Genomic DNA, 13,156 nt, shown 5'->3' with positions numbered 1-13,156 from the left:
ATGCCGAATCATTGTGAAAAAATTTGGTTTAACGGGAAAATTGTGAATTGGAATCAGGCTACCACACATGTTATGTCTCACGGATTGCATTATGGAAGTGGCATCTTTGAAGGGGTCAAGTGCTATACCACAGAAGATGGTCCTGCCATTTTTAAACTGGAAGAACATATAGATCGCCTTTTCACTTCAGCAAAAATCTATCGCATAAATCTTCCCTTCAGCAAAGAAGACATGCTCAAGGGCTGTCTTGATATTATCAAAGAAAATGGGATTGAAAACGGCTACATCAGACCCGTTGCCTTTTATGGATATGATACACTGGGGGTTCATCCAAAAGATTGTCCTGTGGAAGTATCCATTGGTGCTTTTGACTGGGGTGCCTATCTGGGTCAGGATGCCCTGGTGAAGGGTGTCCGAGTAACTGTATCGCCTTGGCGAAAGTTTCATTCCAGTTCGTTTCCCACGACTGCCAAGGCCAACGGTCAATATTTGAACTCGCTTCTGGCTGTGCAGGATGCCAAATCCAAGGGTTTTGATGAGGGTCTCCTTTTAAATCAGGAAGGCACAATAGCAGAGGGTGCTGGTCAGAATATTTTTCTCATCAAAAATGGAAAACTCTATACCAACGCTGAAGACTCTTCCATCCTCATGGGCATCACGAGAGAAACGGTTATTCATATTGCACGTGATCTTGGATTCAGGGTTAAAGTTGGACGGCTTTCAGTAGGGCAGTTATTGTCTGCTGATGAAGCCTTTTTCACTGGAACGGCCAGCGAAGTGACCCCCATTCGGGAGCTGGATCACCGAGTGGTAGGCCCTGGCGGCAGGGGACCCATCACTGAGAAATTGCAGACAGCTTATATGGATGCTGTACATGGTCGTAATCCCCAATACAAATCCTGGCTAACCTATGTCAATGAGTCCTGATAGACTCTAGGATTTGGTGTAGCACACAAGGGTTAACCCGGGTAGATTTATCATTGAAACTCAAGGGGAAATGAAACACGACATATGAAAATAATGAAATTCGGTGGTTCCTCGATTGCCACCCCAGAACGCCTCGCTGCAGTTTTGGAACTTATCAGGAAAGCAGAAAAAGAAACTCAAATTGCTGTGGTTGTATCCGCCTTTGGGGGCGTAACAGATCAATTAATAAAGATGGTAGAGCTGGCGGACAACGGTGATGATGCCTACGAAATAGAGTTTAAATCGTTTCGGGCGAAGCATGCTGGTATGATCAAGGCCATGACCACAAATCATCGTCAGGAAATACTACTACAAAACGTAAAGAAGTACACGGCTAGACTGGGTGAGATCCTGAGAGGGGTCTATCTGGTCAGACATGTTGCCCCCAAGACATACAATCAGATTTTGAGTTATGGAGAACGTCTTTCGGCCCGAATTATTACTGCCAGTCTTGTAGAATTGGGCAGTGAGGCAGAATTTATTGACAGCAGACATTTTGTGAGGACGGATGATAATTATAGTTCTGGTAGAGTAGATTTTGAAGTAACCAACAAGAATATCTCCACCTATTTCAAGGAACATGATTCCACACAAATTATAACTGGATTTATTGCCTCAAATAGCCAGGGTGAGACAACGACGCTAGGGCGTAGCGGCTCTGATTATTCTGCGGCTATATTTGGAGCAGCCCTGGGAGCCAGTGAAATAGAAATCTGGACGGATGTTGATGGCATTCTCACAGCCAATCCCCGTGAAGTTCCAGCGGCCTATCCCATTCCAGTTATGACCTATGAAGATGCCATGGAAATGTCCCATTTTGGCGCCAAGGTCATCTTTCCTCCCACCATACAGCCTGCCATGCAGGCAGGAATTCCCATTCGTATTTTGAACACTTTCAATCCCGAATTTCCTGGAACCTTGATTGCCAAAGAGGGGCAGGATATGGATTATCGAATCACTGGAATTTCAAGCATGAGTTCCATTTCATTGATCCGGATTCAGGGGAGTGGGATGATTGGCAAGACCGGGTTGACCGGCAGGATTTTTATGGCCATGGCTAATGCTGATGTGGGCGTCATGCTCATTTCTCTGGCCTCCAGTGAACATTCCATCTGTTTTGCTGTCGAGCCCGAAAGCGCTGAAAAAGCAAAAGCAGCCCTGGAAAAGGAATTTGAACTGGAGATGCAAGTCCATGGGATTGCCCAAATTCTCATCGAGGATAACCTGTGTATTGTAGCTGTGGTTGGTGAGAATATGCGACATACACCAGGCATTTCAGGGAAGGTTTTTGGTGCTCTGGGGGAGCTCGGTGTAAATGTTGTAGCCATAGCCCAGGGCTCTTCTGAGCGTAATATTTCAATTGTTATCTCCAGAGACGATGAAGTCCGGGTCAAACGTGAATTACACCGTAGATTCTTCGATGATTGCTGATGGGATTGAAAACAACGAGGGGGTGAAGTGAAAAAAGCAGTTCGTGCCTATGCCCCGGCCAGCGTAGCCAATGCATCGAGTGGTTTTGATGTTCTTGGTTTTGCCCTTGAAGAGCCAGGGGATATCGTCATTGCCAAGCCTTCAGATGTTCCTGGGATTAAAATTTTTCCTCTAACAGGGGCTTTCAGCTCCCTACCCAATGATCCAAAGTTCAACACGGCAGGTGTTGCTGTCCAGGCGCTTATGGACGCTAAAAATATTTCTCTGGGGATGGAGTTGGAAATTAGAAAGGGTGTTCCCATTGTGGGAGGTATGGGGTCGAGTGCGTCAAGCGCTGTAGCAGCTGTTATAGCTGTTAATGAGTTATTCGATTTACAACTGGTTCCCCGTGAGCTTCTTCCTTTTGTTCTGGAAAGCGAGCGAGTTGCAACAGGTGTTCCCCATGCAGATAATGCTGCACCCTCACTTCTTGGTGGATTTACTTTGATACATAGCCTGGATCCCCTTGATGTTGTTTCCCTGGCAACCCCGGCGGCCTTTACTTGTGCTCTGGTGCATCCCCACATGCATATCAAAACCAGGGATGCCCGAGAAATTTTGCCTAAATCGGTACCCATGGGAACAGCCACCAGACAAATGGGCCATATCGCCGGTTTTGTTGCTGGTTTGTATCAAGAGGATTTTGATCTCATCAGCCGCTCCTTCGTTGATGAACTGGCTGAACCGTATCGGGGACAATTAATACCTGGTTATGAGAGGGTCAAAGCTGCTGCTCTGGAACAGGGTGCGCTGGGATGTGGGATTTCCGGTTCAGGACCTTCCATGTTTGCTTTGTGTCCAGATGCGGATATTGCCCACAGGGCAGGTTATGCCATGGAGCAGGTTTTTCTCGAGGAGGGTCTTGAAAGCGACCTGTTTATTTCTGCCATCAGCCAGCAGGGTGCCAGAATCCTGGAATAAATCTTGAAATACATCAGCACAAAAAATATCAGCGCACCTGTGTCTCTTAAGGATGCAGTCCTTTCAGGCATACCAGAAGATGGGGGTTTATATCTCCCTGAAAGAATTCCCACCCTTACGCCACAACAGATAAAAGCCTTAAGTACCCTGTCCTTTGAGGAAATTGCCCAAATCATGGCCTCAGAATTTTTGTCCACAGATATTCCATCTGGTGAGATTCGTGACATTGTGGCCAACTCAATGAATCTGGATGTGAAATTGACCCAACTCAGTCAGGGGATGTCAATTCTGGAGACCTTTCATGGTCCCACCATGGCTTTCAAGGATTTTGGCGCACGCTTTATGGCACGTTTGATGTCGTATCTCATTGAGGGAGATGAGCGAGAGTTAACAATTCTGGTTGCTACCTCTGGAGATACAGGAAGTGCCGTTGCCAGTGGATTTCTGGGGATTCCCGGGATTCGAGTGATCATTCTCTATCCCAGTGGCAAGGTGAGTCCCTCTCAGGAAAAACAACTGACAACTCAGGGCCAAAATATTCAAGCATTGGAAGTATCCGGAAATTTTGATGATTGCCAACGATTGGCAAAAAGGGCCTTCGCTGATAGAGAGTTACGTCAGAGACACCTACTTTCTTCGGCAAATTCCATCAATATTGCCCGTCTTATCCCTCAATCATTTTATTACGCCTTTACATCGGGACAATTGAGCCGGAATTCAGGTGAATTTGTTATTTCAGTGCCTTCCGGAAATTTCGGGAACCTCACTGCAGGCCTTATGGCAAAACGTATGGGAGTTCCAATCAAACATTTTATTGCATCCACAAATAGCAATGATGTATTCCCTGAATATCTGAAATCAGGGACCTTTAAGCCCCGACCGTCCGATCAAACCATCTCAAATGCCATGGATGTGGGCGACCCCAGCAACCTCTCAAGGATTCGATATTTGTTTGATGATGATATCAACAGGATTCGGGCAGAAATCAGCAGCTGGAGTTTCGATGATATCAAGACCAGAGAGATGATCCGACAGATATTCAATAAATATGACTACATCATTGATCCCCATACAGCAGTGGGTATCCTGGGTTTAGAAAAATATCAAGAGGTGCATCAATCCACCCTGCCGGGAGTGGTAATTTCCACAGCGCATCCAGCAAAATTCCCTGAAAGTGTTGAACCAGTTATTGGAAAGAAAATACCAGTGCCACCCCAACTGGCTCAGTATCTAAAAAGAAAAAAGCAGGCGGTGCAAATGTCAACAGAGTATGAGGATTTCAGGCAGTATTTAAGGGATGCTCTGGATTAATCAGGTATTGTCATCCTGCTCGCCAGGTCGAAGCCTGAAACCGCCGAAGGACGAAATACCCAGGTACCTGACAATGCGTCCTCTGGCTTCGATAAACTCAGCCGCCGGAGCACGAGCTCATTGTGACACCTCAGCAAGACAACCCCTATCGTCATGCTGAGGCTCTCGAAGTATGACAGGCCACCCTACAGATTCAGGGGCAGACAACCCTCCGTCCGCAGTTAACCCTTCTTGTAAACCCCACTGGCCATATTGGCTGAAGTTACTATCCCCTTGATCATGGCTGAGCTGAAGCCTTCATGTTCCATTTGATTCAGTCCAGCGATGGTGACGCCTCTTGGAGTGGTAACTTTATCAATTTCAGACTCAGGATGGTGTCCTGATTTCAAGATGAGTTCAGCCGCTCCCTTGGCAACCTGTGCTGCGATGAATAAGGCTTTATCTGAGTGAAATCCGATTTCAATGCCTCCCTGGGAGGCGGCCCGAATAGCACGGAGAAAGAAGGCGATGCCACAGGCACCAAGTGCAGTAGCAGCCCCCATAAGTTCCTCATCGATAACTACCGTTTTGCCCACAGTGTTAAAAATTGATTTACCAATTTCGATGGCCGCACTCTGATCGTTTGAAGTCAGGCAGGTAATGGATTCCCTCAGTGAAATTGCTGTGTTGGGCATGGCTCGGACAATGGCTGCTCCGTTGCCAACATGTGCCTGAATCTGGTCAATGGATACGCCTGTCACCACTGAAATGAGTGTATGTTTATCTGATTCCAGGAGGGGTCCAATTTCAGTCAACACCTCGTCGATTTGCTGTGGCTCAACAGCGATTAAAACAATGTCAGCGAACTCAACAGCAGCGACATTATCTGAAGTGGTCAAAACACCACGCTCACTAAAACGAGCGAGACGATTGATTTTGCGACGTGTCAGCATCATCTGGTCAGGTTGAAATGAGCCTGAATCCAAAAGTCCATCTGCGATGGACATCCCTATATTTCCAGTACCGATAATTGCCAGTTTGCTGTTTTGCATTTTATCACCTTTTCCTGATCACTGAATCATTTCCCATACTTTATAAATATGGCTTTAAATGTGGGCCGAAGGTAGTCATTGCTACGAAAACATTTCAGGAGATTTTAACGCTTGTATTTAGAAAGTTAATTCATTAGAATTCGTTCAGCATGGAAATGACTCGCATAAATAATATCCCGAACCTGATTATGATTCATCGTCATAATAATCATCATCATCTGATGTAGCTGTTCGGAATACATATCCGGGATGGCTAGCGCACAGTTGGCCGCCTCGAGACAAAATTTTTAAAACCCTCGGAGCCAACTCCGGGGGTTTTTTGTTTTAGGAACCTACCCCCACCATCCCAGAGACATTTATTGGTAACAGAGAGAAAGAGATATCGAAAGGTTTAAAGAGAGAAAATGACTGAGAAACGATTAAAAATTGCAGTTCAGAAATCAGGTCGCCTCAGTGAGGCAACCCTGGATATTCTAAAACGATGTGGTCTGCGGATCAATCAATCCAAAAACAAATTGATCACTCACGTCAAAAACATGCCCATCGATATTCTCTTTGTGAGAGATGATGATATACCGGGTCTGGTCATGGAAGGCGTGGTGGATTTAGGGTTTGTCGGAGACAATATTATGCAGGAAGTAAGTCTTCAGCGGGCAAAGTTTGCTGAGCAGGCCGACTTTGTTAGGCTTATCTCCCTGGATTATGGTCACTGCCGACTTTCCATAGCCACCACGGAAGAACAAAAATATACGAGTATTCAGGACCTGTCCGGCTGTCGCATAGCCACAAGTTATCCCTATACACTGGGTCGATACCTGGAGGAGCAGGGAGTCACTGCAAAAATTGTCCACCTCACTGGATCGGTTGAAGTAGCACCCCGCGCGGGTCTGGCTGATGCCATTTGCGATCTGGTTTCGACAGGTGTGACCCTGGAGGCCAATGGACTGAGAGAAGATGAAGTCATTCTCAGATCATCTGCCACACTGGTACGACGACCCACCATTGAGAATGAATCCCTGAAACTACTGGTTGATCGTCTCATGGTGCGCATCAATGGCGTTATGCTTGCCAAGGAAAGCAAATACATCATGCTACACGCCCCGAAAAATCAGGTTGATGCCATTATAGACCTCCTGCCCGGTGCTGAGAAACCCACCGTCCTACCCCTTGCCGGTTCAGATGACCTGGTTGCTATACATGCAGTGAGTACTGAGACCGTATTCTGGGAAACCATGGAATCATTAAAGCAGCTTGGTGGAAGCTCAATTCTGGTTCTCCCCATAGAAAAAATGATGGAGTAGGTATGATCGATTGGCAAACACTTGATGCATCTCAACAAAAGAATTTGCTTCAGCGACCCCTCATGACTGACAGCGAGGAGCTACAAGGTTCTGTAGAAAAAATACTTGGGGTTGTCAAAGAATCTGGAGATGATGCCCTGCGAGTACTGACTGCCCGCTTTGATGGTGTTGAACTGGACAGTTTCAAAGTTTCAGATAAAGAAATCAAACAGGCAATTGCCAGTCTTGACCCCGCAATGTGCACTGCAATTGATAAAGCCTATGAAATGATCAATATCTTTCACCAGGCACAGCTGCAAGATGATATTGAAGTTGAAACCACACCAGGGGTAAGCTGCACGTTAAGAATCAGACCCCTGCAGTCAGTGGGCTTGTATGTGCCTGGTGGTAGCACGCCTTTGATATCGACAGCGTTGATGCTTGGTGTACCTGCCCAATTGGCAGGATGTCCTTCCTCCATAATTGTTAGTCCTCCGGGACGCGATGGTCAAATGGCGCCGGAAATTATCTATGCGGCATCAAAGTGTGGCATAGACACCCTATACAAAGTAGGCGGCGCCCAGGCTATTGCAGCCCTGGCCTTCGGTACAGAATCAGTTCCCAGAGTTGACAAGATATTTGGCCCGGGAAACCGCTATGTTACGGAAGCAAAGAGGCAGGTTAGTCTGCTTCAGGGACAGGTGGGAATAGACATGCCGGCAGGGCCTTCTGAAGTGCTTGTGATTGCAGATAAAACAGCAGATGCCCGCTTTGTGGCGGCTGATCTTCTTAGTCAGGCTGAGCATGGACCCGATTCCCAGGTCATTCTTGTTTCAGATGATGCCGCTTTGATCCAAAATGTAGAAACTGCCATCCAGGATCAGTTGAAGGCATTGAGTCGCTGGAAAATTGCCAGAGCATCTTTGCAGCATGCCAGATATATACTGGCCAGAGATGTTGATCAGGCACTTGAAATCAGCAACCTCTATGCCCCTGAGCATTTGATAGTGAATGTCCGGGATGCTGAGGAGACCCTGGATCGAATCATCCATGCGGGCTCAATATTTCTGGGACCATGGACGCCAGAAAGTGCAGGGGATTATGCCTCTGGCACCAACCATGTGCTCCCCACCTACGGCTATGCCAGATTCACAGATGCCCTGTCTTTGAAGGATTTTCAGAAACGATCGACCGTCCAGATCCTTAGCAAGGCAGGACTGGAATCTCTAAGTGATACCATTATCACAATCGCTAGGGGTGAAGGATTGGATGCACACGCAAATTCAGCAGCAATTCGGCTGCAGGAGGAAACCCCATGACCTGGCTGGATGAGATAACACCTAAGCATATCCTGGACCTGGTTCCCTATGCTTCGGCACGCCGCGAGGCATCAACGGGTGAGGTATGGCTAAATGCCAACGAGAATCCCTATACAGGCCCAACTCCTGAGGGCTTATCTCAGCTCAATAGATATCCGGAGTTTCAACCTGAACAGCTCATCGATAACTATGCAAGCTATGCCGACGTGCAGAGAGAGCAGGTCCTGGTTACACGTGGAATTGATGAGGGAATTGATTTGCTTACTCGTGCTTTTTGCCGGTCTGGGGAAGACAGTATCATTTACACGCCCCCAACCTATGGCATGTATAAAATTTCAGCCGAGACCCATAATATTAAAACAATTGCAGTTCCTCTGAAACAGGACTGGTCTCTTCCAGTCCCGGGGATTCTCAAGCGGGCTCCTCAAAGCAAGCTGATCTACTTATGTTCGCCGAATAACCCCACAGGCAGCCTCCTCGATTCCAAGGATATTAGAAATATTCTCGAAACGACCTCTGGCAAATCACTGGTCGTTGTTGATGAGGCTTATGTAGAGTTTAAACCTGAATCAAGTATCGTCGGATGCTTACAAGAATATCCAAATCTTGTGGTTATGCGAACCCTTTCAAAGGCCTTTGGTCTGGCTGGACTGAGATGCGGTTTCCTCCTGGCTTCCCCTGAGATTATACAGGTGCTGCAGAAAGTCAGCGCACCCTATCCCATTCCAATACCCGTGGTAGATATAGCCGGAGAAGCACTGAGTGAAAGGGGTATTGATTCCATGATGCGTGATGTGGAAACCCTGACCAAAGATCGTGATAAACTCAGTGATTTGTTGAAGGAATTCTCCTTCATAAGACAAATCTACCCAAGTTCAGCCAATTTTATTCTGTTTCAGGTTAAGGATACTACAGGTGTAATGAGATTCCTGCTGGATCGAGGCGTGGTCATCAGAAATCAATCCAGCCAACCTGGTCTGGATAACACCTTGAGGGTCAGCGTAGGAACAGAAAGCGAAATTGAAGAATTTTATCAGAATATGAAAGCATACGAGGCCAGCCTATGAGTGCCAGACCCACCTTGTTCATCGATAGGGATGGAACTTTGATCAAAGAGCCAGCTATAGATTTTCAAGTAGATTCACTTGAGAAACTGGAGCTTGAGCCCCATGTGGTCCCTGCACTCCTGAAATTACAGCAAGCGGGCTTTACCCTGATTATGATATCCAATCAAGATGGCCGTGGAACAGAGTCCTTCCCCGAAGCAGACTTCCTCGCTCCCCAGACCAAACTCATGGAGATATTTGCATCACAGGGAATCCAGTTTCAAGAGACCTTATTCTGTCCTCACTTTGAAGCAGATGCCTGCTCATGCCGGAAACCCAAATTGGGTCTGGTGCAACCCCTGTTGAAGGCTGGCAAGATTGACTTTCAGGATTCATGGGTCATTGGAGACAGACCAAGCGATGTTGAATTAGCGACAAACATGGGCATTGAAAGTATTTTATATGAACCTGAAAACATGGGCTGGGATTCAATTGTATCATTGCTGACCCAATCCAACAGGGTGGCAAGTGTCGAAAGAGCTACTACAGAAACCCAAATCAAAATTGATGTAAACCTGGACAGCAACCAGAAATCAGAAATATCATCAGGGATAGGATTTTTTGACCACATGTTGGATCAGATTGCCGTCCATGCCGGGTTCTATCTGAAATGCCAGGTGAGTGGAGATCTTGAAATTGATGATCATCACAGCATCGAGGACACAGCCCTGGCCCTGGGAGAAGCATTATCACAAGCCCTGGGTCGTAAACAGGGAATTGGACGCTTTGGCTTTGCTCTGCCCATGGATGAGTGTCGGGCGGAATGTCTGTTAGATATATCGGGACGTCCCCACCTGGAGTTTCAAGCAATCTTTAGCACTGAAAGGGTGGGTGAAATGAGCACCCAGATGGTCCAGCACTTTTTTAGATCCCTATCAATGAGTATGGGTGTGACCCTCCATCTCTCTACGACGGAAGGAAATAGTCATCATCAGGTTGAATCATTGTTTAAGGTCTTCGGCAGAGCCCTGGGACAGGCTATCAAAAAAAAGGGAGATAAAATTCCCAGTTCCAAGGGGGTTTTGTGAGCGTCATCATAGATACAGGTTGCGCCAATCTCACGTCACTGAAATTCGCTGTTGAGCGCTTGACACAGGATGTGGTCATCAACAGTGATCCCGGAACCATCAGTTCAGCAGACCGCGTCTTTCTTCCAGGTGTCGGAAGTGCCCAATATGCCATGGGTGTTTTAGAGGAAAAGGGTCTCCTTCCGGTCATTCAGAGCCTGACCCAGCCAGTTTTGGGGATCTGTCTGGGAATGCAAATGCTCACCTCAAGCTCGTCAGAGGGTGATATCGCCTGTTTAGACCTGATACCGGGTGAGGTTAGGGGTTTGCAGTCCCAGGGCCTACGATTGCCCCATATGGGCTGGAATACACTTACTGAGTGTAGCGATCATCAACTTCTATACGGGATACGTTCGGATATGTATTTTTACTTTGTTCACAGCTTTGGGGTGGGTGTGTCGGATACAACGATTGCCCAGTGTGAATATGGGAGTCGTTTTTCAGCTGCCATTGCACACCAAAATTTCATGGGTGTTCAATTTCATCCTGAGCGATCAAGCGCGGCTGGAGCTCAACTTCTGAAAAACTTTCTGGAGATTCAAGTATGATTATTCCAGCCATTGATATCATTGACGGTCAAACCGTTCGCCTGTTTAAGGGGGATTACAGTATGGTTACCTATTATGATCAAACCCCTGCCTGGTTGGTGGAAGATTATGCAAAAAATGGAGCCGAACTGATTCACATTGTGGATCTCCAGGGTGCCAGAGATATAAATCAGAGACAACTCACGCTCATCGGAGCACTCAGCTCCTCAACTGATGTACTCATTCAAACAGGTGGAGGCATTCGCTCCGAGCAAGATGTTGCTGAATTACTTGAAGCTGGTGCTGGCCGTGTTGTTATCGGTAGCTTGGCGATCAAAGAACCCGAGATGGTGTCAACCTGGGTTCAAAATTTTGGTCCTGATAAGATTGTTCTGGCTCTGGATGTAGCTCTGGGGGAGCAGGGGGAAAAATGGCTCCCGACCCAGGCCTGGCAGAGGGGGGGGCAGGTTCTGCTCGAGGACGTGCTTGATCAATATCTCGCAGTCAAGGTTCAACATATTTTATGTACAGATATCAGTCGCGATGGAACCCTTCAAGGTTCAAACCATCAGCTCTATACAGAACTCCAGGAAAAATATCCACAATTGACCTGGCAGGCATCAGGTGGGATCGGAAGCCTCGGTGATATTTCCAGAGTTGCCCAGACAGGCGTAGCTGAAATCATTGTGGGCAAGGCACTTTTAGATGGAAAATTCACCCTGAAGGAGGCTCAGTCATGCTGGCTCGCAGAATAATACCCTGTCTGGATGTCCGTCATGGGAAAGTCGTCAAGGGCGTCAAATTTCGAGACCATGAAATTGTTGGAGATATCGTCCCGCTTGCTGAATTCTACTCGCAAATGGGCGCGGACGAACTGGTGTTCTATGATATCACTGCCAGTAGTGATGGTCGCAGCGTGGATCGCAGCTGGATTGAACGTGTTGCCCGGGTCATAGATATTCCCTTTTGTGTGGCCGGTGGAATCTCAACTCTGGATCTGGCTGCCGAAGTTCTGGAGATGGGTGCAGACAAAATCAGCATTAACTCTCCAGCCCTGAATGACCCCAGTCTCATTTGTGATCTGAATGAACGCTTTGGTCAACAGTGTGTCGTGGTGGGGATTGATAGCTATCAGGATGAGGTCACAGGAGAATATCAGGTCTATCAGTATACTGGAGATGCTGAACGCGCACAGCTCACTCCGTGGAAGACTTTTGATTGGATCCATGAGGTTCAGCAGTTGGGTGCAGGTGAAATTGTCCTCAATTGTATGAATCAGGATGGGGTGCGGCAGGGATATGATACCATTCAGTTGACGCAAGCGCGATTGAGTTGTGATCTCCCCCTTATTGCATCAGGTGGGGCAGGAACCCGAGAGCATTTCAAAGAGGTGTTTGAAAAAAGTGGTGTGGACGGAGCCCTGGCTGCCAGCGTATTCCATAAGCGCGTGCTGGATATTCAGGAATTGAAGAAATATTTATCAGAATCAGGTGTGGAGGTACGGAAGTGAAAGTTACTCGAGAAAATCTCGATCAGTTAGCGTGGGACAAACAGCAGGGTCTCATTCCAGCCATTATTCAGGATGCCATCACAGGCGTGTTATTGATGCAGGCCTATATGAATCAGGAAGCCTTGATCAAGACACTTGAAACTGGGCGAGTCACCTTCTTTAGCAGAACCCGCCAATGTCTCTGGGAAAAAGGGGAAACCTCTGGCAATACCCTGCATTTCAAGGAAATAGTTTCCGATTGTGATGGGGATAGTCTGATGGTTCTGGCAACACCAACAGGACCGGTCTGCCATACCGGGGCTGCCACTTGCTGGGAAGAAGGTCCACAGCCTGGATTAACATTTCTTTCCGAGCTGGAAGGGGTTATTGCTTATCGTCAAACCACTCCATCTGAAACTTCATATACGGCAAAACTGCTGAAGCGGGGACCAAAATTTATCGCGCAAAAAGTAGGTGAAGAGGCGGTTGAAACTGCCCTGGCAGCTGTAGCTGGGGATGATCAGGAGTTCCTGGACGAAAGTGCAGATTTAATCTACCACCTGCTGGTACTCATCAAGTCCAGGGGCTTAACCCTGAATGATGTTGTCAGCGTATTGAAGGCGAGACACGACTGATATAGGATGAGGATCTGACTAAATAAGAAAGTAT

At 47.2% G+C, this 13,156-nt stretch carries 13 protein-coding genes; 12 read left to right on the top strand and 1 reads right to left on the bottom strand.

Going from position 1 to position 13,156, the window contains the following annotated elements; genetic code table 11:
• From ISR87_00445 to thrC, 4 genes are all read left to right on the top strand, one after another.
• On the top strand, positions 1-927 hold the full coding sequence (locus ISR87_00445; protein ID MBL7023893.1) for a branched-chain amino acid transaminase: 927 nt from the start codon (positions 1-3) through the stop codon (positions 925-927).
• A gap of 84 nt (positions 928-1,011) precedes the next feature.
• Positions 1,012-2,397 (top strand): aspartate kinase, encoded by a 1,386-nt coding sequence (locus ISR87_00440; protein MBL7023892.1) that lies wholly within the window; start codon positions 1,012-1,014, stop codon positions 2,395-2,397.
• Between the two features lie 27 nt (positions 2,398-2,424).
• Entirely contained in the window at positions 2,425-3,357 is a 933-nt protein-coding gene (locus ISR87_00435; GenBank protein ID MBL7023891.1) for a homoserine kinase, read from the top strand.
• Positions 3,358-3,360: 3 nt separating this feature from the next.
• Positions 3,361-4,668, top strand: coding sequence for a threonine synthase (gene thrC, locus ISR87_00430; protein ID MBL7023890.1), 1,308 nt, complete (start codon positions 3,361-3,363; stop codon positions 4,666-4,668).
• 221 nt (positions 4,669-4,889) lie between these two features.
• On the opposite strand, the gene proC is transcribed toward thrC, so the two are convergent.
• Positions 4,890-5,699 carry a pyrroline-5-carboxylate reductase gene (gene proC, locus ISR87_00425; protein ID MBL7023889.1) on the bottom strand — a complete coding sequence of 270 codons (810 nt, stop codon included), beginning with the start codon at positions 5,697-5,699 and terminating at the stop codon, positions 4,890-4,892.
• Positions 5,700-6,103: 404 nt separating this feature from the next.
• Here proC and hisG point away from each other — a divergent pair, with 404 nt between their 5' ends.
• From hisG to ISR87_00385, 8 genes are read left to right on the top strand one after another with little or no spacing between them, the layout of a single operon-like run.
• Positions 6,104-7,000 carry an ATP phosphoribosyltransferase gene (gene hisG, locus ISR87_00420; GenBank protein ID MBL7023888.1) on the top strand — a complete coding sequence of 299 codons (897 nt, stop codon included), beginning with the start codon at positions 6,104-6,106 and terminating at the stop codon, positions 6,998-7,000.
• 2 nt (positions 7,001-7,002) lie between these two features.
• On the top strand, positions 7,003-8,298 hold the full coding sequence (hisD, locus tag ISR87_00415) for a histidinol dehydrogenase (protein MBL7023887.1): 1,296 nt from the start codon (positions 7,003-7,005) through the stop codon (positions 8,296-8,298).
• Positions 8,295-9,365, top strand: coding sequence for a histidinol-phosphate transaminase (gene hisC, locus ISR87_00410; GenBank protein MBL7023886.1), 1,071 nt, complete (start codon positions 8,295-8,297; stop codon positions 9,363-9,365). The genes hisD and hisC overlap by 4 nt, the downstream gene beginning before the upstream one ends.
• Positions 9,362-10,432 (top strand): bifunctional histidinol-phosphatase/imidazoleglycerol-phosphate dehydratase HisB, encoded by a 1,071-nt coding sequence (gene hisB, locus ISR87_00405; GenBank protein ID MBL7023885.1) that lies wholly within the window; start codon positions 9,362-9,364, stop codon positions 10,430-10,432. The genes hisC and hisB overlap by 4 nt, the downstream gene beginning before the upstream one ends.
• Positions 10,429-11,019, top strand: coding sequence for an imidazole glycerol phosphate synthase subunit HisH (hisH, locus tag ISR87_00400; GenBank protein ID MBL7023884.1), 591 nt, complete (start codon positions 10,429-10,431; stop codon positions 11,017-11,019). The genes hisB and hisH overlap by 4 nt, the downstream gene beginning before the upstream one ends.
• The gene (gene hisA / locus ISR87_00395) at positions 11,016-11,753 is read left to right on the top strand and encodes a 1-(5-phosphoribosyl)-5-[(5-phosphoribosylamino)methylideneamino]imidazole-4-carboxamide isomerase (GenBank protein MBL7023883.1); all 738 of its coding nucleotides are present in this window, start codon (positions 11,016-11,018) and stop codon (positions 11,751-11,753) included. The genes hisH and hisA overlap by 4 nt, the downstream gene beginning before the upstream one ends.
• Positions 11,735-12,508 carry an imidazole glycerol phosphate synthase subunit HisF gene (gene hisF, locus ISR87_00390; protein ID MBL7023882.1) on the top strand — a complete coding sequence of 258 codons (774 nt, stop codon included), beginning with the start codon at positions 11,735-11,737 and terminating at the stop codon, positions 12,506-12,508. The genes hisA and hisF overlap by 19 nt, the downstream gene beginning before the upstream one ends.
• Positions 12,505-13,122 carry a bifunctional phosphoribosyl-AMP cyclohydrolase/phosphoribosyl-ATP diphosphatase HisIE gene (locus ISR87_00385; protein MBL7023881.1) on the top strand — a complete coding sequence of 206 codons (618 nt, stop codon included), beginning with the start codon at positions 12,505-12,507 and terminating at the stop codon, positions 13,120-13,122. Before hisF ends, ISR87_00385 begins: the two co-directional genes overlap by 4 nt.
• The last annotated feature ends 34 nt before the right edge of the window (positions 13,123-13,156 follow it).

This window comes from Candidatus Neomarinimicrobiota bacterium, assembly GCA_016784545.1.
Lineage (GTDB): Bacteria > Fidelibacterota > UBA8477 > UBA8477 > JABMPR01 > JABMPR01.
This window is presented reverse-complemented; position numbering and strand designations above follow the sequence as displayed.

Excerpts from the sequence above, each read along its gene's own strand:
- ISR87_00445 (MBL7023893.1), top strand. The coding sequence starts at position 1 with ATGCCGAATCATTGTGAAAAAATTTGGTTTAACGGGAAAATTGTGAAT.
- ISR87_00440 (MBL7023892.1), top strand. The coding sequence starts at position 1,012 with ATGAAAATAATGAAATTCGGTGGTTCCTCGATTGCCACCCCAGAACGC.
- proC (MBL7023889.1), bottom strand. The coding sequence starts at position 5,699 with ATGCAAAACAGCAAACTGGCAATTATCGGTACTGGAAATATAGGGATG.
- hisG (MBL7023888.1), top strand. The coding sequence starts at position 6,104 with ATGACTGAGAAACGATTAAAAATTGCAGTTCAGAAATCAGGTCGCCTC.
- hisD (MBL7023887.1), top strand. The coding sequence starts at position 7,003 with ATGATCGATTGGCAAACACTTGATGCATCTCAACAAAAGAATTTGCTT.
- hisC (MBL7023886.1), top strand. The coding sequence starts at position 8,295 with ATGACCTGGCTGGATGAGATAACACCTAAGCATATCCTGGACCTGGTT.
- hisB (MBL7023885.1), top strand. The coding sequence starts at position 9,362 with ATGAGTGCCAGACCCACCTTGTTCATCGATAGGGATGGAACTTTGATC.
- hisA (MBL7023883.1), top strand. The coding sequence starts at position 11,016 with ATGATTATTCCAGCCATTGATATCATTGACGGTCAAACCGTTCGCCTG.
- hisF (MBL7023882.1), top strand. The coding sequence starts at position 11,735 with ATGCTGGCTCGCAGAATAATACCCTGTCTGGATGTCCGTCATGGGAAA.